Source organism: Streptomyces sp. ERV7, from assembly GCF_001653515.1.
GTDB lineage: Bacteria > Actinomycetota > Actinomycetes > Streptomycetales > Streptomycetaceae > Streptomyces.
In genome coordinates this window covers 1,251,305-1,270,205 of record NZ_LYOY01000029.1, presented here as the reverse complement: position 1 = coordinate 1,270,205, position 18,901 = coordinate 1,251,305, and the positions used below count along the sequence as shown (strand labels likewise).

14 protein-coding genes and 1 pseudogene are annotated in these 18,901 nt (G+C 71.5%); 14 read left to right on the top strand and 1 reads right to left on the bottom strand.

Annotation, left to right across the window (positions count from 1 at the left end; genetic code table 11):
- The first annotated feature begins 41 nt into the window (after window positions 1–41).
- The 11 genes and pseudogenes from A8W25_RS12120 (at window position 42) to A8W25_RS12070 (ending at window position 13,898) form a co-directional block, all read left to right on the top strand.
- Entirely contained in the window at window positions 42–2,171 is a 2,130-nt protein-coding gene (locus A8W25_RS12120) for a bifunctional polysaccharide deacetylase/glycosyltransferase family 2 protein (RefSeq protein ID WP_067159658.1), read from the top strand.
- A complete protein-coding gene (locus A8W25_RS12115; protein WP_079125978.1) occupies window positions 2,168–3,496 on the top strand; it encodes an acyltransferase family protein in 1,329 nt (442 codons plus the stop codon). Before A8W25_RS12120 ends, A8W25_RS12115 begins: the two co-directional genes overlap by 4 nt.
- Before the next feature lie 369 nt (window positions 3,497–3,865).
- The gene (locus tag A8W25_RS12110) at window positions 3,866–5,197 is read left to right on the top strand and encodes a nitrate/nitrite transporter (RefSeq protein ID WP_067159655.1); all 1,332 of its coding nucleotides are present in this window, start codon (window positions 3,866–3,868) and stop codon (window positions 5,195–5,197) included.
- A gap of 134 nt (window positions 5,198–5,331) precedes the next feature.
- A complete protein-coding gene (locus tag A8W25_RS12105; protein ID WP_067159652.1) occupies window positions 5,332–6,471 on the top strand; it encodes a uroporphyrinogen-III synthase in 1,140 nt (379 codons plus the stop codon).
- Between the two features lie 55 nt (window positions 6,472–6,526).
- A pseudogene (locus A8W25_RS12100) lies at window positions 6,527–6,844 on the top strand (GNAT family N-acetyltransferase); the annotation flags it as partial.
- Between the two features lie 18 nt (window positions 6,845–6,862).
- Window positions 6,863–7,429, top strand: a complete 567-nt coding sequence (locus tag A8W25_RS12095) for a CGNR zinc finger domain-containing protein (protein ID WP_067159649.1) — start codon at window positions 6,863–6,865, stop codon at window positions 7,427–7,429.
- Between the two features lie 127 nt (window positions 7,430–7,556).
- On the top strand, window positions 7,557–8,120 hold the full coding sequence (locus tag A8W25_RS12090) for a sigma-70 family RNA polymerase sigma factor (RefSeq protein ID WP_067159646.1): 564 nt from the start codon (window positions 7,557–7,559) through the stop codon (window positions 8,118–8,120).
- Window positions 8,117–8,878, top strand: coding sequence for an anti-sigma factor family protein (locus tag A8W25_RS12085; protein ID WP_067159643.1), 762 nt, complete (start codon window positions 8,117–8,119; stop codon window positions 8,876–8,878). Before A8W25_RS12090 ends, A8W25_RS12085 begins: the two co-directional genes overlap by 4 nt.
- A 94-nt stretch (window positions 8,879–8,972) precedes the next feature.
- Window positions 8,973–11,408 (top strand): HelD family protein, encoded by a 2,436-nt coding sequence (locus tag A8W25_RS12080; RefSeq protein WP_067159639.1) that lies wholly within the window; start codon window positions 8,973–8,975, stop codon window positions 11,406–11,408.
- A 393-nt stretch (window positions 11,409–11,801) separates the two neighbouring features.
- Entirely contained in the window at window positions 11,802–13,217 is a 1,416-nt protein-coding gene (locus tag A8W25_RS12075) for an NAD-dependent malic enzyme (protein ID WP_067159635.1), read from the top strand.
- Between the two features lie 399 nt (window positions 13,218–13,616).
- A complete protein-coding gene (locus tag A8W25_RS12070; RefSeq protein WP_067159632.1) occupies window positions 13,617–13,898 on the top strand; it encodes an HU family DNA-binding protein in 282 nt (93 codons plus the stop codon).
- A 456-nt stretch (window positions 13,899–14,354) separates the two neighbouring features.
- Here the strand turns inward: A8W25_RS12070 and murA are convergent, their stop codons facing one another.
- The gene (murA, locus tag A8W25_RS12065; protein ID WP_067159629.1) at window positions 14,355–15,695 is read right to left on the bottom strand and encodes a UDP-N-acetylglucosamine 1-carboxyvinyltransferase; all 1,341 of its coding nucleotides are present in this window, start codon (window positions 15,693–15,695) and stop codon (window positions 14,355–14,357) included.
- A gap of 232 nt (window positions 15,696–15,927) precedes the next feature.
- Here murA and A8W25_RS12060 point away from each other — a divergent pair, with 232 nt between their 5' ends.
- From A8W25_RS12060 to A8W25_RS12050, 3 genes are all read left to right on the top strand, one after another.
- On the top strand, window positions 15,928–16,488 hold the full coding sequence (locus tag A8W25_RS12060) for a YqgE/AlgH family protein (RefSeq protein ID WP_067161085.1): 561 nt from the start codon (window positions 15,928–15,930) through the stop codon (window positions 16,486–16,488).
- Window positions 16,489–16,535: 47 nt separating this feature from the next.
- A complete protein-coding gene (locus A8W25_RS12055; RefSeq protein WP_067159626.1) occupies window positions 16,536–16,823 on the top strand; it encodes a DUF3039 domain-containing protein in 288 nt (95 codons plus the stop codon).
- A gap of 181 nt (window positions 16,824–17,004) precedes the next feature.
- Window positions 17,005–18,651, top strand: coding sequence for a beta-N-acetylhexosaminidase (locus A8W25_RS12050; RefSeq protein ID WP_420708441.1), 1,647 nt, complete (start codon window positions 17,005–17,007; stop codon window positions 18,649–18,651).
- Window positions 18,652–18,901: the final 250 nt, after the last annotated feature.

Here is an 18,901-nt window from a genome sequence, read left to right as displayed (position 1 = left end):
CCGCCACGCCCCCCCGCACGCGAAGACGCCGCAGACTGCCGATGCGCTATCTGCTGCCCCTGCTCTTCCTCGTCGCCCTCTTCGCGATGCTGATGCTGCGCGGGTACGTCCACAACGAGATACTCGCCGACCACCGCATCCGCGCGGAGGCGTCCACCGACGAGGTGCCCGAGCGCATCCTGGACGGCGGCCCGGTCATCGACGCACGGGGCACGGGCAAGCCCACCAGCCTCGACATCCCCAAGCACAAACTGGTGCTCACCTTCGACGACGGCCCGGACCCCACCTGGACCCCGAAGGTGCTCGACCAGCTGAAGAAGTACCACGCGCACGGCGTCTTCTTCGTCACCGGCGCCAACGCCGCCCGCTACCCCGATCTGATCAAGCGGATGGTCGACGAGGGCCACGAGGTGGGCCTGCACACCTTCAACCACCCCGACCTCTCCTACCAGTCGCACGCGCGCATCGACTGGGAGCTCGCGCAGAACCAGCTGGCCCTCGAAGGCGCCGCCGGTATCCGCACCTCCCTCTTCCGGCCGCCGTACTCGTCGTTCGCGGATGCGATCGACGACGAGAACTGGCCGGTGATCAAGTACGTGGGCAGCCGCGGGTACATCACCGCGCTCGACTCCACGGACAGTGAGGACTGGCAGCGCCCCGGCATCAAGACGATCGTCAAGAACGCCACGCCCAAGCACGGCAAGGGCGCCATCGTCCTGATGCACGACTCCGGCGGCGACCGCTCGCAGACCGTGGCCGCGCTCGACACCTTCCTGCCCCAGCTCCAGGGCAAGGGCTACACGTTCGTGAATCTGACCGAGGCCCTGAACGCGCCGAGCGCGCACACCCCGGTCACCGGCATGGACCTGTGGAAGGGCAAGGCGTTCGTCTTCGCCGTCCAGGTCTCCGAGCACACCACCGACATCCTGGTGGGCGGACTCGCGGTGATCGGCGTGCTGGTCTTCGCCCGCTTCGGCCTGATGCTGATCCTCTCCTTCCTGCACGCGCGCAAGGTCCGGGGGCGCGGCTTCCGCTGGGGCCCCGAGGTCACCGAGCCGGTCTCGGTGATCGTCCCGGCGTACAACGAGCGGGAGTGCATCGCCAACACCGTGCGCTCGCTGATGGCGAGCGACCACCCCATCGAGGTGATCGTCGTCGACGACGGCTCCACCGACGGCACGGCGGACATCGTCGACGCGCTGTGGCTGCCGAACGTCCGGGTGGTCCGCCAGGTCAACGGCGGCAAGCCGTCGGCCCTCAACAACGGCATCAGGAACGCCCGCTACGACATCGTCGTGATGATGGACGGCGACACCGTCTTCGAGCCGTCGACCGTACGCGAGCTGGTGCAGCCCTTCGGCGACCCGAAGGTCGGCGCGGTCGCGGGCAACGCCAAGGTGGGCAACCGCGACTCGCTCATCGGCGCCTGGCAGCACATCGAGTACGTGATGGGCTTCAACCTGGACCGCCGGATGTACGACGTGCTGGGCTGTATGCCGACCATCCCCGGCGCGGTCGGCGCCTTCCGCCGCACCGCCCTGGAGCGGGTCGGCGGCATCAGCGAGGACACCCTCGCCGAGGACACCGACGTCACCATGGCGATGCACCGCGACGGCTGGCGGGTCGTGTACGCGGAGAACGCCCGGGCCTGGACCGAGGCCCCGGAGTCCGTACAGCAGCTGTGGTCGCAGCGCTACCGCTGGTCGTACGGCACCATGCAGGCGATCTGGAAGCACCGCCGCGCCGTCTTCGAGCGCGGCCCCTCGGGCCGCTTCGGCCGCGTCGGACTGCCCCTGGTCTCGCTCTTCATGGTCCTGGCCCCCCTCCTGGCCCCCCTGATCGACGTGTTCCTCCTGTACGGCCTGGTCTTCGGCCCGACCCAGAAGACCGTGCTGGCCTGGCTGGGCGTCCTGGTGATCCAACTCGTCTGCGCGGCCTACGCGTTCCGCCTGGACCGCGAACGCCTCACCCACCTGGTCTCGCTCCCGCTCCAGCAGGTCCTCTACCGCCAGCTGATGTACGTGGTGCTCCTCCAGTCCTGGATCACCGCCCTCACCGGCGGCCGCCTGCGCTGGCAGAAGCTGCGGCGTACGGGAGTGGTGGAGGCGCCGGGCGGGATCCCGACCCAGCGCGGCAGCAAGGAGAACGTCGACCGGAGGCCCGTCGCATGACCACCACCGAGCCCACGGGCGCCCGGCCGCAGCCCGGACCGTACGGGACAGGCGAACAGGGCACGTCTCCCTACGCCGAGCAGGGAGCGGCCCCGTACGCCGAGCAGGGCGCGGGCGCCCACTCCGCGCAGGGAACGGACCCCCGCTACCTGACTCCGCCGGCCGCGGCCCTGCGCCACAAGCCGGAGGCGGCGGCGCCGGCCAGGCCCGGCCGCGACCGCTACTTCGACCTGCTCAGGGCGCTGGCGCTGTTCCGTGTCGTCCTCTACCACCTCATGAGCTGGACCTGGCTGCCGCTGGCGTTCCCGTCCATGGGCGTCATGTTCGCGCTCGCGGGCAACCTCATGGGGCGTTCCCTCAAGCGCCCGGCCCCCCAGGTCATCCGCAGCCGGATGCGCCGCCTGCTGCCGCCGATGTGGCTGCTGGGCGCGATCGGCGTCACCGGCATGATCGCCCAGGGCTGGGGCCCCGACGCGGACGGGCACCCGGGCTGGTGGTGGACCCACCTGCTGTTCTGGATCGTCCCGCTGAGCGACCCCCCGTTCGCGGCCGATCTCCCCGGTGTGCACGGCTTCCTGGACGGCTCCTGGGCGGGCAACATCGCCGAGCCGCTCTGGTATCTGCGCGCCTACCTCTGGTACGTCCTGCTGTCGCCGCTGATCCTGCGGTATCTGCGCAAGGTGCCGTGGACGACGATCCTGGCGCCGCTGGTGCTCTCGGCGGTCATGACCCTCGGCAGCTTCGACCTTCCGGAGCGGATCGACTCCACGATCACCGACTTCTCCACGTTCGGCGCCTGCTGGGTCCTGGGCATGGCCCATCAGGAGGGCGTACTGAGCCGCGTGCCGCGGTACATCGTCCCGGCGGTGGCCCCGTTCATCCTCGGCCTCGGCCTCTGGTGGGCCATGCGGAACGACTTCGGGGACGGGAACGAGCTGGACGGGATCCCGCTCGCCCAGGCCCTCTGGTCGTTCGGCGCCGTTCTGCTGCTCCTCCACTTCAGCCCCTCGTGGTCCGAGTGGCCGCCGCGGCTGCGCCGCTGGGACCGGCTGATCACCCTGCTCAACTCGCGCGCGGTGACGGTCTACCTCTGGCACAACGTGTGCATCCTCGCCGCGGCGACGATGTGGGACCAGCTGTGGAACGTCGGCTCCCTGGGCGAGAGCGTGCCGTGGCTGCTGGACAGCGCCTGGCCGGTGCTCGCCTTCACCTGGGTGCTGATCGGGCTGTGCGTCCTGAGCTTCGGCTGGGTCGAGGACGTGGCGGCCAAGCGCAGCCCCCGGCTGTGGCCGGACGGCAAGGAGCGCGGCCGCCGCAAGCGCTGACGGGCGCCCGCCACCCGTCGATCGAGGCACCCGAGGGCCCGGACCACCGCGTCCGGGCCCTCTTCGTGCGTCCGGGCTCCGCATCCCGTCCCCTGTGCGACTGCGGACGCCTCCTGTTTCCGCCCCACCCCCCCTTCCCCCGAGGATCGCCCTGTACAGGCGTGCTCACACAAGAGGGACCGGCGCGGTGAGGACGGGGACGGGTGCGGCCTCACCGCACCCACCCGCTCCCCGTGAACACAAGGTTGCCCACCGGTCACGCGGCGGCACGGGGGCGAAATGCGGTCTCCCTACCGTCGGTGTCCGGAAACAGTCAGCGGACCGGCCCCGCACGCCGCAGCGCTACGACCCGTCGATCAGGGAGGCGTCATGAAAGGCCGTTGGATCGAGGAGTGGGATCCCGAGGACGAGGTGTTCTGGGAGCGTACGGGGGAGCGGATCGCCCGGCGGAACCTGTGGTTCTCCGTGTTCTCCGAGCACATCGGGTTCTCCATCTGGACGATGTGGTCGGTCATGGTGCTCTTCATGGGGCCCGAGTACCACGTGGACCCGGCCGGGAAGTTCTTCCTGATATCGACCGCCACCGCCGTCGGGGCGGTCGTGCGGATTCCCTACACCTTTGCCGTCGCCAAGTTCGGTGGCCGGAACTGGACCATCTTCAGCGCGCTGTCCCTGCTGGTGCCCGCGGCCGCCGCGTTCGCCGTCATGAAGCCCGGCACCTCTTACAGCACCTTCATGCTGGTCGCCGCGCTCGCGGGGATCGGCGGCGGCAACTTCGCCTCCTCCATGACCAACATCAACTCCTTCTTCCCGCTGCGGAAGAAGGGGTGGGCGCTGGGGCTCAACGCCGGCGGGGGCAACATCGGGGTGCCCGTCGTGCAGCTCATCGGGCTGCTGGTGATCGGGACCGCCGGGGCCACGCACCCGCGGATCGTGCTCGGGGTGTACGTGCCGCTCATCGTGGCCGCCGCCGTCGGCGCCGCGCTGAAGATGGACAACCTCGCGCCCGTGAAGAACGACACCGGCGCCGCCCTGGAGGCGGTGCGCGACCGGCACACCTGGATCATGGCGTTCCTGTACGTGGGGACCTTCGGCTCCTTCATCGGGTACAGCTTCGCCTTCGGGCTCGTCCTCCAGACGCAGTTCGGGCGCACCCCGCTCCAGGCCGCGTCCCTCACCTTCATCGGGCCGCTGCTCGGCTCGCTGATCCGGCCCGTGGGCGGGGCGTTCGCCGACCGGTTCGGCGGCGCGCGCATCACGCTGTGGACGTTCGCCGCGATGTCGGCCGCGACCGGGGTGGTGATCTTCGCTTCCGTACAGAAGTCCCTCGGCGTCTTCCTCGTCGGGTTCATCTCGCTCTTCGTGCTCAGCGGGCTCGGCAACGGCTCCACGTACAAGATGATTCCGGCGATCTTCCAGGCCACGGCCCTGGCGAAGGGGATGGAGGGGGAGACCGCCGCCGCGTACGGGCGGCGGCTGTCCGGGGCCGCGATGGGGCTGATCGGCGCCGTCGGCGCGCTCGGGGGCCTCGGGATCAACCTCGCATTCCGCCAGTCGTTCATGAACAACGGCACCGGAACCGCCGCCTTCGTCTGCTTCCTCGCCTTCTACGCGGCCTGTTTCACAGCCACTTGGGCGGTATACCTTCGCCGTCCGGCCCGCGCGGAGACACTGTCCGAGCCCGTATACGCCGAGGTCTGAAGAGGTCTAATAGGTCACACGGACCGTGCCGCATCCGCCCTCGCCGTAACGCGGGGGACATGCGCGCGAACCGAGCCTGTCACGCGGGGTTGACAGGCTCGGGCGAACCGCCGCACCACCCCGGTTGGAGAGCCATGGTCGACACACAGCACGGACCCCTCGCCGGGTTCACGGTCGGAGTCACCGCCGCCCGCCGCGCCGACGAGCTGGGGGCGCTCCTGCAGCGGCGCGGCGCCGCCGTGGTGCAGGCGCCCGCCCTGCGGATCGTCCCGCTCGCCAACGACGGCGAGTTGCTCTCCGCCACCAAGGAGCTGATCGACGAACCGCCGCACATCGTCGTCGCCACCACCGCGATCGGCTTCCGCGGCTGGGTGGAGGCCGCCGACGGCTGGGGCCTGGGCGAGGCGCTGCTCGCCCGGCTCGGCGCCACCGAGCTGCTCGCGCGGGGGCCGAAGGCGAAGGGCGCGATACGGGCCGCCGGGCTCACCGAGGAGTGGTCGCCCTCGTCCGACTCGATGGCCGAGGTCCTGGACCGGCTCCTGGAGCAGGGCGTCGAGGGCCGCCGGATCGCGATCCAGCTGCACGGCGAACCCCTGCCCGGCTTCGTGGAGGCGCTCCGGGCCGGCGGCGCCCAGGTCGTCGGCGTCCCCGTCTACCGGTGGCTGCCGCCCGAGGACCTCGGCCCGCTCGACCGGCTGCTCGACCTCACCCTGACCCGCGGGGTCGACGCGCTCACCTTCACCAGCGCGCCCGCCGCCGCCTCGCTGTTCTCCCGGGCCGAGGAGCGCGGGCAGCTCACCGAGCTGCTGCGGGCGCTCGACCGCGATGTGCTGGCCGCCTGTGTCGGGCCGGTCACCGCGCTGCCGCTGCAGGCGCGCGGGATCAAGACGGTGGCGCCCGAGCGGTTCCGGCTCGGGCCGCTGGTCCAGCTGCTCTGCTGCGAACTGCCCGCCCGGGCACGGGCGCTGCCGATCGCCGGGCGCCGGGTGGAGATCCGTGGCCACGCGGTCCTGGTCGACGGCGAGCTGCGGCCCGTCCCGCCCGCCGGGATGTCGCTGCTGCGCACCCTCGCCCAGCAGCCCGGCTGGGTGGTCTCGCGCGCCGACCTGCTGCGGGCCCTGCCGGGCACGGGCACCGACGAGCACGCGGTGGAGACCGCGATGACCCGGCTGCGCACCGCCCTCGGCGCCCCCAAGCTCATCCAGACCGTGGTCAAGCGCGGCTACCGGCTGGCCCTCGACCCGGGCGCGGACGCCAAGTACGCCGACCGCTGAGGAGCGGCGGCCGAGGAGGCCGCCGGGTAGGGGCGGGGCCCCGTCCCGTACGGCCGCGCCCCGGCTCGTCGAGGAGGTGTGCCGGGCCGCCCGCGAGGAGCTCGGGCTGCACCGCGTCGAGGCCGGTACGGTCCTCGCCAACACCGCGTCCCAGCGCGTCCTGGCCAAGGCCGGCTTCACCGAGATCGGCGTGGCCCCCCGCTACCTCCACATCGACGGCGCCCGGCGCGGCCACCGCCTGTTCCGGCGGATCCTGCACGACGGCCCGCCGACGGGCCCGGGCCATCGGCCGAACGGCCCGCCCGCGCCCGGCAGGAGGGCTTCCGGCCTCGCCCCGGGGCGGGCACTCTGGAGGCACGGCACTCACCGGTAACCCCCAAGGCGGTGGCGCATGTTGCGGTTCGACTCCGGGCGGATCTGTCTGGATCTGGTGGCGACCGGGGCGTACGACAGTGATCAGCTGGACAGCTCCGGGCGGCTCGGGCAGTGGCTCGTCGGCGCCGGGCTCGTGCCGCCGGGCACCCCGCTCCCGGGGGCCGACGGCCAGTGGCTGGTCCGGTTCGCCGAACTGCGCGACCAGATCGGGCAGCTGGTCCACGCCGAGCTCGGCGGGCGGGGCGGCGCGGCCGCCGCCGCGCTGGAGCGGGTCAATGCCCTGGCCGCCGCCGCACCCCCGGGCGTACGTGCGATCCGGGGCGCCGACGGACGGCTGGTGCGCACCCTCAGCGGCACCCCCGACTGCACCGCGCTGCTCGCCGTGGTCGCCCGGGACGCGGTGGAGCTGCTCACCGATCCGCAGGACCGGTCCCGGCTGCGCCAGTGCGAGGGCGACAACTGCTTCCGGCTCTATCTGGACACCTCGCGAGGACGCCGCCGCCGCTGGTGCTCCAGCGAGGTGTGCGGCAACCGGGAGCGGGTCGCACGCCACCGGCGTCGTACGGCGGCCGCTGCCTTGTGAAGACCGTGCGGGCACTGCGTAAACAAAAATCTCGCGCTGATTTGAATGGTTCAGGACAACCGCCCGTATGGAGGGATGAGCCGGTACGCGATCCGCGCGCCGGCAGGGTCTCGACCGGGAGGTTCTGGTGCGCAAGGATGCCGCCGTGGCCGATGACCGTCCGCAGAGGGCCCGGCACCGCTCCGTTCCCGACGAGGAGCTGATGCGGGCGCTCTACCGCGAACACGCGGGCCCGTTGCTCGCGTATGTGCTCCGTCTCGTCGCCGGCGACCGCCAGCGGGCCGAGGACGTCGTGCAGGAGACGCTCATCCGTGCCTGGAAGAACGCCGGTCAGCTCAACAGAGCGACCGGTTCGGTCCGCCCCTGGCTGGTGACGGTCGCACGGCGCATCGTCATCGACGGCCACCGCAGCCGGCAGGCCCGGCCGCAGGAGGTCGATCCGTCGCCGCTGGAGGTCATGCCCGCGGAGGACGAGATCGACAAGGCGCTGTGGCTGATGACGCTCTCGGACGCGCTCGACGACCTGACACCCGCACATCGCGAGGCGCTGGTCGAGACGTACTTCAAAGGACGTACCGTCAATGAAGCGGCCGAGGTGCTGGGCGTGCCGAGCGGGACCGTCAGGTCCCGGGTGTTCTACGCCCTGCGGTCCATGAAACTCGCGTTGGAGGAACGGGGGGTGACGGCATGAGCACGCCGGAGTACCAGTCCGAGCACGAGGCGGTCGCCGCGTACGCGCTCGGCATCCTCGACGACGCCGAGGCCACCGCCTTCGAAGCCCATCTGGCGGGCTGTGACCCGTGCGCGGCCGAGCTCGACCAGCTCGGCGGCATGGAGCCGCTCCTCGCCACCCTCAAGGAGTTCCCCGGTCCCGCCGACCGGCCGCTGCGCCCGGCCCCGCCGAGCATGAGCGAGCGGCTCATCGACGAGGTGGCCGTCCAGCGCGCCAGGCGCAGGCGCCGCACCACGTACCTGGTGGCGGCCGCCGCGGCGCTGATCATCGGCGGTCCGGCGATCGCCGTGGTGGCCACCTCCGACGACGGCGGTACGCACCAGAGCGCCCCCGTCGAGCCGCACCCGACCAGCCCGGCCGAGGACGCCTTCTTCAACCACATGACCCAGAAGGTGGCGGCGACCGACACGACGACCGGTGTCAGCGCGACCGTCGGCACCGAGAAGAAGGCCTGGGGCACCCACACCGTCCTCCAGCTGAAGAACGTGAAGGGCCCGCTGAAGTGCAGCCTCATCGCGGTCGGCAAGGACGGCGCGCAGGAGACGGTGACCACCTGGGCGGTTCCCAAGTGGGGATACGGGATCAAGGACAGCCCGCACAAGGAGGCGGAGTACCCGCTCTATGTGCACGGCGGTACCGCCATGAACCGGGACCAGATTGACCATTTCGAGGTCCGGACCCTCGACGGCAAGGCCCTGGTGGACGTTCCGGCCTGAAAGGTGACCGGCCACGCGCCGGTCACCGCCTGACAGACCCGCCCCCTTCGCGTACGGTTGACGGCTGCCCAATGCACGTCAGAAGGGGGCCTCGGTGGCCGCGCAGGAAGCCGCTGTCGACTCGGTCAGAGACCGTGAGATCGGAGTCGAACAGGAACACCTGGACAAGGTGTACCGCCGCCTTGAGGAGAAGATCCACGAGGCGGAGTTCCTGATGAACGACGCCGCCCAGCGCGGCCAGGTGGGAACGCCCGGAGCTCTGGCGGAGCGGGACGCCCAGGTCTTCCGGGCCGGGATCCACCTCAACCGCCTGAACAACGAGTTCGAGGACTTCCTCTTCGGCAGGATCGACCTGCTGCTCGGCAAGGACGGCAAGAAGGGCCCCGACGGGGCCTACACGGCCGTGGAGCCCGCCGAGGGGGTCGTACGGGAGGACGGTGGCGGCAAGTACGCCGAGATCGCCGAAACGCTGCACATCGGCCGTATCGGCGTTCTCGACTCGGACTACGCGCCGCTGGTCATCGACTGGCGCGCGCCCGCGGCCGCGCCGTTCTACCGCTCCACGCCGGTCGACCCCGGCCGGGTGGTGCGCCGCCGCGTCATCCGCTCCAAGGGCCGCAAGGTGCTCGGGGTCGAGGACGACCTGATGCGCCCGGAGCTGACCGCGACGCTCGACGGCGCCGAGCTGCCGGTGATCGGCGACGGCGCCCTGATGGCCGCGCTCGGCCAGGCCCGCAGCCACACCATGCGGGACATCGTGGCGTCGATCCAGGCCGAGCAGGACCTGGTGATCCGGGCGCCCGCCGCGTCCGTCACCTATGTGGAGGGCGGCCCCGGCACCGGCAAGACCGCCGTCGCGCTGCACCGCGCCGCGTATCTGCTCTACCAGGACCGCCGCCGGTACGCGGGCGGCATCCTGATCGTCTCCCCGACGCCGCTGCTCGTGGCGTATACCGAGGGCGTGCTGCCCTCGCTCGGCGAGGAGGGCCAGGTGGCGATCCGCGCGGTCGGCAACCTGGTCGACGGCGCCGAGGCCACGGCGTACGACGACCCGGCGGTCGCCCGGATCAAGGGCTCGTCCCGGATGCTCCAGGTGCTGCGCAAGGCGGCGCGCGGGGCCCTGGAGACGGCGGACCCGGCGCGCGGCAGGACCCGGCGGGGCAACCCGGCCCGGGGCGGCGCCCCGCAGGACACCGGGCAGCTCTCCTTCGGCGAGGCGGCCGAGGCGGGCGCGGAGAGCGGGGCGACGGGCTCCGGGGCGCCGGTGACCCCCACCCGGCTGCGCGTGGTCGCCTTCGGCCGGCGCGTCGAGCTGGAGGCCGAGGAGCTGCGCCGGATCCGGCACAACGTGCTCGGTGGGACCGCACCGGTCAACCTGCTGCGCCCGCGCGCCCGCAAGCTGCTCCTGGACGCCCTGTGGGGCAGATCGGGGGCGGCCGGGCGGCACACCGACCCCGAGCTCGCCGCCGAACTGCGCTCGTCCTTCGACGACGACATCACCTCCGAGGACAGCTTCATCGCGTTCCTGGACGCCTGGTGGCCCGAGCTCACCCCGCGCGGGGTGCTCGCGGCGATGGGCGACGAGCGGCGCCTGGGCCGCTGGGCCCGGCGGGTCCTCACGCCCGGCGAGACCCGTCGCCTGGCCCGCTCCCTCTCGCGGCTCGACGCGAGTGGCCACGGGCCCCTCTCGGTGCACGACGTGGCGCTCCTGGACGAGCTCCAGACGCTGCTGGGCACCCCGGCCAGGCCCAGGAAGAAGCGCGAGTACGACCCGCTGGACGCGCTCACCGGCCTTGAGGAGCTGATGCCGCAGCGCGAGGAGACCCAGCGCGAGCGCGCGGAGCGCCTGGCACAGGAGCGCACCGAGTACGCGCACGTCATCGTCGACGAGGCGCAGGACCTCACGCCGATGCAGTGGCGGATGGTCGGCCGCCGGGGCCGCACCGCCACCTGGACGGTCGTCGGGGACCCGGCCCAGTCGTCCTGGTCAGACCCGGACGAGGCGGCCGCCGCGCGCGACGAGGCGCTGGGCTCGCGCCCCCGGCGCCGCTTCGAGCTGACCGTGAACTACCGCAACCCGGCCGAGATCGCGGAACTGGCCGCCCGGGTGCTGGCGTTGGCGATGCCGGGCATGAAGTCCCCGGCGGCGGTCCGCTCCACCGGCGTCGAGCCGCGCTTCTCGGTGGCGGGCCCCGACCTCGCCCAGTCCGTGCGGGAGGAGGCGGCCCGGCTGCTCGACCAGGTCGACGGCACGGTCGGCGTGGTCGTCGCGATGCGGCGGCGCGAGCAGGCGGCGCGCTGGCTCGCGGGTCTGGGGGAGCGTGTGGTGGCGCTCGGCAGCCTGGAGGCCAAGGGGCTGGAGTACGACGCCACGGTGGTGGTCTCCCCGGCGGAGATCGCCGACGAGTCGCCCGCCGGGCTGCGGGTGCTGTACGTGGCGCTCACCCGGGCCACCCAGCAGCTCACCGTGGTCTCCGGCGAGCGCGACGAGCCGGATGCGGACGGGGTGCCTGACCTGCTGCGGGACTGAGCGCGGCGGAACGCCGAAAATACAGCGGAGTCAACTCGCGATGCTTGAATCACTTGCCGGGGTGGTTTGTTAGCCTGGGTACGGCACCGGCTCGATCCAAGCCCCCGGGCCCAACCTTAGTCGCTTCGAGCGACCACTTGCCGCGAGGCGAGCATGGCGGGTCGGTGTCTTCACGTGAGCGACAGGCCCACGTCATCTTCGGATGACGTGGGCCTGTTGTGTTTTCCAGGGGCTTCCGCCGACCGATCATCTCTCGTATGGTGGAAACTGTTTTCCGGAATGAAGCGCGCGTTACCGGCTACCCGCCGGTAGGTGCGAACATCGGATGGCGCTGCCCGGCAACAGTCGGGGCGGCGCTAGCAACGAAGCTAGGGAAAGCAGAGGAACCCGGTCATGGCAACGGCGCCCAGCGTCTCGTACTCGATGACGGTCAGGCTGGAGGTGCCCGCCAGCGGAACGGCGGTCTCCCAGCTCACCACGGCCGTGGAGTCCTCCGGCGGTTCGGTCACCGGCCTCGACGTGACCGCTTCCGGCCACGAGAAGCTGCGGATCGACGTCACCATCGCGGCCACCTCCACCTCGCACGCCGACGAGATCGTCGAGAAGCTGCGCGGGATCGAGGGCGTCACGCTCGGAAAGGTCTCCGACCGTACGTTCCTGATGCACCTCGGCGGCAAGATCGAGATGGCGTCCAAGCACCCCATCCGCAACCGTGACGACCTCTCGATGATCTACACCCCCGGTGTCGCCCGGGTGTGCATGGCGATCGCCGAGAACCCCGAGGACGCCCGCCGCCTCACCATCAAGCGCAACTCGGTCGCCGTCGTCACCGACGGCTCGGCCGTCCTGGGCCTCGGCAACATCGGCCCCAAGGCCGCGCTGCCGGTCATGGAGGGCAAGGCGGCCCTCTTCAAGCGCTTCGCGGGCATCGATGCCTGGCCGCTCTGCCTGGACACCCAGGACACCGACGAGATCGTCGCGATCGTCAAGGCGATCGCTCCCGGCTTCGCCGGGATCAACCTGGAGGACATCTCGGCGCCCCGCTGCTTCGAGATCGAGGCCCGGCTGCGCGAGGCGCTCGACATCCCCGTCTTCCACGACGACCAGCACGGCACCGCGATCGTGGTGCTCGCCGCGCTGACCAACGCGCTGCGCGTGGTGGGCAAGGGCATCGGCGACGTACGGGTCGTCATGTCCGGCGCGGGCGCGGCCGGTACGGCCATCCTCAAGCTGCTGCTGGCCGCCGGCGTGAAGAACGCGGTCGTCGCCGACATCCAGGGCGTCGTCCACTCGGGCCGCGCGGACCTGGCCGGCGCCGACGAGGACTCCGACATGGCCTCGCTGCGCTGGATCGCCGAGAACACCAACCCGGAGGGCCTGACCGGCTCGCTGCGCGAGGCCGTGGTCGGCGCGGACGTCTTCATCGGCGTCTCCGCCCCCAACGTCCTGAACGGCGACGACGTGGGCGCGATGGCCGAGGGCGCCATCGTCTTCGCGCTCGCGAACCCCGACCCCGAGGTCGACCCGGCCGTCGCGCGCCAGACGGCCGCCGTGGTGGCCACCGGCCGCTCGGACTTCCCGAACCAGATCAACAACGTGCTGGTCTTCCCGGGCGTCTTCCGCGGCCTCCTGGACGCCCAGTCGCGCACGGTCAACACGGACATGATGCTGGCCGCCGCGACCGCGCTCGCGGACGTGGTGAGCGAGGGCGAGCTCAACCCGAACTACATCATCCCGTCGGTCTTCAACGACAAGGTCGCGGGCGCGGTGGCGGGCGCGGTGCGCACGGCGGCCCAGGCCGCGCTCTGAGCCGGGCCGTGACGCCGGGCTCCGACGCCGGGCTGTGACCGGCCCCACGTCCGCCTGACCTCCGGCGCGTCGCGGGATGCGGGGCTGTGGGGCCGCCCGTAGGGTGGCGGACCATGAGCCCGCGTCCGCCGCCCCCGGTGGTTCCAGCGAGTCTCCACGGAGTCGACGGAGCGTCACCACAAAGGGGCTGTGGCGCTTTTCGTGTGACTCCGAAGGGTGCCGGATTGGCTTTCCCGCCACAGGTGGGGGCAGGATGCGTAACCGGGCGCGAGGGTCTGACACAGACCCGGGTCCGGGGACTGTCCGAGGGCCCTGGCAGCATCGGCTTTCGCTGTACCCAACATGCGGCTTCCGCCGCGTGGCACGCCTCACAGGCAAGAAGAACACGGGAGTAAGAACATGAACCGCAGTGAGCTGGTGGCCGCGCTGGCCGACCGCGCCGAGGTGACCCGCAAGGACGCCGACGCCGTTCTGGCCGCTCTCGCCGAGACGGTCGGCGAGGTCGTCGCCAAGGGCGACGAGAAGGTCACCATCCCCGGCTTCCTGACCTTCGAGCGCACCCACCGTGCCGCTCGTACCGCTCGCAACCCGCAGACCGGCGACCCGATCGACATCCCGGCCGGTTTCAGCGTGAAGGTCTCCGCGGGCTCGAAGCTCAAGGAAGCCGCGAAGGGCAAGTAAGCGCCCCTAGGCAGGCCGCTTAGCTAAAAGACAAAGGGTGGCCACCCCCGTGGAGGGGGGTGGCCACCCTTTGCCGTGTTTTGGGGCCCGGTGTTCGTCTGCGGGTGGGTGGTGGGTTGCTCGCGCAGTTCCCCGCGCCCCTCTTCGTCTGCGGGTGGGTGGTGGGTTGCTCGCGCAGTTCCCCGCGCCCCTCTTCGGCCCGGTGTTTGTCTGCGGGCCGGTGGGTGGCTGGTCGCGCAGTTCCCCGCGCCCCTTTTCGGCCCGGTGTTTGTCTGCGGGCCGGTGGGTGGCTGGTCGCGCAGTTCCCCGCGCCCCTGGGTAGTCCGGCCTCAGCCACCTCCAGCCCCTCGGGCGGGAGTGATTCAGTCCCTGAGCGGTTGCGATTCAGCCTCTCCGGCGTTTGAGGAGCGGGGTTCGGGGCGGAGCCCCGGGGTGGGGCCGGGGCCAGGACCGGCGTCAGCTCAGCGCACCGTTCGGCAACTCCACCTTCGCCCCCAGCTCCACCAGCTTCTCCATGAAGTTCTCGTACCCCCGGTTGATCAGGTCGATCCCGTGCACCCGGGACGTCCCCTGCGCGGCCAGCGCCGCGATCAGGTACGAGAACCCGCCCCGCAGGTCCGGGATCACCAGATCCGCGCCCTGGAGCTTCGTGGGGCCGCTCACGACCGCCGAGTGCAGGAAGTTGCGCTGGCCGAAGCGGCAGTCCGAGCCGCCCAGGCACTCCCGGTACAGCTGGATGTGCGCGCCCATCTGGTTCAGCGCCGACGTGAAGCCGAGCCGCGACTCGTACACCGTCTCGTGGACGATCGAGAGACCCGTGGCCTGCGTCAGGGCCACCACCAGCGGCTGCTGCCAGTCCGTCTGGAAGCCGGGGTGGACGTCCGTCTCCAGCGCGATCGACTTGAGCGAGCCGCCCGGGTGCCAGAACCGGATGCCCTCGTCGTCGATCTCGAAGGCGCCGCCGACCTTCCGGTACGTGTTCAGGAAGGTCATCATCGACCGCTGCTGCGCGCCGCGGACGTAGATGTTGCCCTCGGTCGCCAGCGCGGCGGACGCCCAGGAGGCGGCCTCCAGCCGGTCCGAGAGGGCGCGGTGGGTGTACCCGCCGAGCTTGTCGACACCGGTGATCCGGATCGTCCGGTCCGTGTCCATGGCGATGATCGCGCCCATCTTCTGCAGTACGCAGATGAGGTCCTCGATCTCGGGCTCCACGGCCGCGTTGGAGAGCTCGGTCACACCCTCGGCGAGCACGGCCGTGAGCAGCACCTGCTCGGTCGCGCCGACCGACGGGTACGGCAGCCGGATCTTGGTGCCGCGCAGCCGCTGCGGGGCCTCCAGGTACTGGCCGTCGTCCCGCTTCTCGATGGTCGCGCCGAACTGCCGCAGCACCTCGAAGTGGAAGTCGATCGGCCGGCCGCCGATGTCGCAGCCGCCCAGGCCCGGGATGAAGGCGTGGCCGAGGCGGTGCAGCAGCGGGCCGCAGAGCAGGATCGGGATCCGGGAGGACCCCGCGTGCGCGTCGATGTCCGCGACGTTCGCGCTTTCGACGTGCGACGGGTCGAGGACCAGCTCGCCGGGCTCCTCGCCGGGGCGGACGGTCACCCCGTGCAGCTGCAGCAGGCCGCGTACGACACGCACGTCACGGATGTCGGGCACATTGCGCAGCCGGCTCGGACCGCTGCCGAGCAGGGCGGCGACCATCGCCTTCGGCACGAGGTTCTTCGCGCCGCGGACGCGGATCTCGCCCTCCAGCGGGGTTCCGCCGTGGACAAGCAGTACATCGTCTGTGCCGGTCATGAATCTCGCGTTCCGGAATCGTCGGGCAGGGGGCCAGAGAAAAGGGTAAGGGGCTTCTACCCATGTCCTGTAAGGCCAAGGGGGGTTCGCAAGCGTAATGAATTCGCCACAACACGCTCCGCTCAGGCCAGTTCGGCGGAGGGTCACCAAGAGGGTCGTGGTGAGGAAGCCGGTGCGCCCCATTGCTGCCGTGCGCTCCCCCTCGGGGGCGAAGATGCGGGATCATGTCCGCATGACCGAGGTGTCCTCGCTCACAGGGCGGCTGCTCGTCGCCACTCCCGCCCTCGCGGATCCGAACTTCGACCGCGCGGTGGTGCTGCTCCTCGACCACGACGAGGAGGGCTCGCTCGGCGTCGTCCTCAACCGCCCGACCCCGGTCGGCGTCGGCGACATCCTGGAGCCGTGGGCGTCCCTGGCCGGTGAGCCCGGCGTGGTCTTCCAGGGCGGCCCGGTCTCCCTGGACTCCGCGCTCGGCGTCGCCGTGATCCCCGGCGACGAGGGCCCCCTGGGCTGGCGCCGGGTGTACGGGGCGATCGGCCTGGTCGACCTGGAGGCGCCCCCCGAGCTGCTCGCCGCCGCCCTCGGCTCGCTGCGGATCTTCGCCGGATACTCGGGCTGGGGCCCGGGCCAGCTGGAGGACGAGCTGACCGACGGGGCCTGGTACGTGGTGGAGTCCGAGCCGGGCGATGTCTCCTCCCCGGAGCCGGAGTCCCTGTGGCGGGCGGTGCTGCGCCGCCAGCGCAGCGAACTGGCGATGGTGGCGACCTACCCGGACGACCCTTCGCTGAACTGAACCCGCCGCGCTTCAGTACGCTCCGCGCTTCAGTACGCTAGGAACTTATGAGCACTCTTGAGCCCGAGCGCGGGGCAGGTACGGGGACCCTCGTAGAGCCGGTACCGCAGGTATCGAACGGCGACGGCGACCACGAGCGCTTCGCCCACTACGTCCAGAAGGACAAGATCATGGCGAGCGCGCTCGACGGGACCCCCGTCGTCGCGCTCTGCGGCAAGGTCTGGGTGCCGGGCCGCGACCCGAAGAAGTACCCGGTCTGCCCGATGTGCAAGGAGATCTACGAGTCCATGGGCGCCGGTGGCGACAAGGGCAAGGACGGCAAGGACAAGAAGTAGGTCCCGCCGGGCCCCCTTCTCGGCCCGGTGTTCGCCCGCGGACCGTGCTGGGTCGCTCGCGCAGTTCCCCGCGCCCCGGAAGAGGCGCCCCGCAGGGGTGCGTTTAAGGGGCGCGGGGAACTGCGCGACCAGCCACAGACGGCCCGCGGCCGACGTAGTAGCGGGGGATACCGTGTCCCCCATGGCCATGGACTACGTGGATCTCGTACCGGCGCCTGTCTCCGTGGAGCACGGGGAGGGCGCCTTCGTCCTGGGGGAGGGGACCGCACTCGCGGCCGGTCCCGGCACCGAGGGCGTGGCCCGGTGGCTGCGCTCGACCGTCGGCGCGGCCCTCGCCCGCCCGCTGCCGCCCGGCGAGGCGGGCGCGCCGGACACCGTCACCCTGCGCCTGGACCCCGCCCTCGCCCCCGAGGCGTACCGGCTCGCCGTCGGGCATGAGTCCGTCGAGCTCGCGGGTGGCAGCGCGGCCGGGGTGTTCTGGGGCGCGCAGACCTTCCGCCAGCTGCTCGGGCCCGACGCGTACCGCAGGGCGTGCGCGGATCCGGGCGCGCGGCGCGGCATCGCGCGGCAAGTCATCGAGGACGCACCCCGCTTCGCCTGGCGGGGTCTGATGCTGGACGTTTCACGCCACTTCCTGCCCAAGGACGGCGTGCTGCGCTACCTCGACCTGCTGGCCGCGCACAAGCTCAACGTCTTCCACTTCCACCTCACCGACGACCAGGGCTGGCGCGTCGAGATCAAGCGCTTCCCGAGGCTGACGGAGGTCGGTGCCCGGCGCTCGCGGACCAAGTACGGCCACCGCGCCTCGGAGTTGTGGAGCGAGGAGCCGCACGGCGGCTTCTACACCCAGGACGACATCCGCGAGATCGTCGCGTACGCCGCCGAGCGGCATATCTCCGTGGTTCCGGAAATCGACATTCCGGGCCACTCGCAGGCGGCCATCGCCGCATACCCGGAACTGGGCAACACCGACGTCATCGACACGACCCGCCTCTCCGTCTGGGACACCTGGGGCGTCAATCCGAACGTACTCGCCCCCACTGACAACACCCTCCGCTTCTACGAGGGAGTGCTCGAAGAGATCCTCGAACTCTTCCCCGCCGCCACGGCCCCCTTCTCGGAGTTCGTCCACCTCGGCGGCGACGAGTGCCCCAAGGACCAGTGGAAGGCGTCCCCGGCCGCCCAGGCGCGCATCAAGGAATTGGGTCTCGCGGGCGAGGACGGGCTGCAGTCCTGGTTCATCCGCCACTTCGACCGCTGGCTGGCCGACCGGGGCCGCCGGCTCATCGGCTGGGACGAGATCCTGGAGGGCGGCCTCGCACCCGGCGCGGCCGTCTCGTCCTGGCGCGGCTACGCGGGCGGCATCGAGGCCGCCCGGGCGGGCCACGACGTCGTCATGTGCCCCGAGCAGCAGGTCTACTTGGACCACCGGCAGGCGGCCGGGCCCGACGAGCCGATGCCCATCGGATACGTACGGACCCTGGAGGACGTCTACCGCTTCGAGCCCGTGCCGCCCCAGCTGACCGAGGCCGAGGCGCGGCACGTGCTGGGCACTCAGGCCAATGTCTGGACCGAGGTGATGCAGGACCAGGGGCGCGTGGACTACCAGGTGTTCCCCCGGCTCGCGGCGTTCGCGGAGGTGGCGTGGTCGGCGCTGCCCGCCCCCGCCGCGCGCGACTTCGCCGGATTCGAGCGCCGAATGCGCTCGCACTACCCCCGACTTGACGCCCTCGGCGTCGCCTACCGGCCGCCCGGCGGCCCGTTGCCCTGGCAAAAGCGCCCGGGAGTGCTCGGACGCCCGATCGACGGGTCGCCCCCAAACGTGTGAGCCGGGGCGCAAGACGGGGACCCGCCGCCCCCGACCCTGGAACGGTGATCGGTGACTGTCCCGTACGGATAAGTCGTACAACCCGCCGTGAATCCGGACCATTCCCCTGGTCGGGGACGGAACTGTCCTTCGCGGACCCTCGCGTCGGGCGGCTCGGAAGATGTGCCAGAGTTGCCACGTCCGGGCTGTGAGCACGTACGGTACGGCCAACACGCGGAGACGCAGCCACACACTGGCGGGACAGTCGGGA

Excerpts from the sequence above, each read along its gene's own strand:
- A8W25_RS12120 (WP_067159658.1), top strand. The coding sequence starts at position 42 with ATGCGCTATCTGCTGCCCCTGCTCTTCCTCGTCGCCCTCTTCGCGATG.
- A8W25_RS12115 (WP_079125978.1), top strand. The coding sequence starts at position 2,168 with ATGACCACCACCGAGCCCACGGGCGCCCGGCCGCAGCCCGGACCGTAC.
- A8W25_RS12110 (WP_067159655.1), top strand. The coding sequence starts at position 3,866 with ATGAAAGGCCGTTGGATCGAGGAGTGGGATCCCGAGGACGAGGTGTTC.
- A8W25_RS12105 (WP_067159652.1), top strand. The coding sequence starts at position 5,332 with ATGGTCGACACACAGCACGGACCCCTCGCCGGGTTCACGGTCGGAGTC.
- A8W25_RS12095 (WP_067159649.1), top strand. The coding sequence starts at position 6,863 with ATGTTGCGGTTCGACTCCGGGCGGATCTGTCTGGATCTGGTGGCGACC.
- A8W25_RS12085 (WP_067159643.1), top strand. The coding sequence starts at position 8,117 with ATGAGCACGCCGGAGTACCAGTCCGAGCACGAGGCGGTCGCCGCGTAC.
- A8W25_RS12075 (WP_067159635.1), top strand. The coding sequence starts at position 11,802 with ATGGCAACGGCGCCCAGCGTCTCGTACTCGATGACGGTCAGGCTGGAG.
- A8W25_RS12070 (WP_067159632.1), top strand. The coding sequence starts at position 13,617 with ATGAACCGCAGTGAGCTGGTGGCCGCGCTGGCCGACCGCGCCGAGGTG.
- murA (WP_067159629.1), bottom strand. The coding sequence starts at position 15,695 with ATGACCGGCACAGACGATGTACTGCTTGTCCACGGCGGAACCCCGCTG.
- A8W25_RS12060 (WP_067161085.1), top strand. The coding sequence starts at position 15,928 with ATGACCGAGGTGTCCTCGCTCACAGGGCGGCTGCTCGTCGCCACTCCC.
- A8W25_RS12055 (WP_067159626.1), top strand. The coding sequence starts at position 16,536 with ATGAGCACTCTTGAGCCCGAGCGCGGGGCAGGTACGGGGACCCTCGTA.
- A8W25_RS12050 (WP_420708441.1), top strand. The coding sequence starts at position 17,005 with ATGGCCATGGACTACGTGGATCTCGTACCGGCGCCTGTCTCCGTGGAG.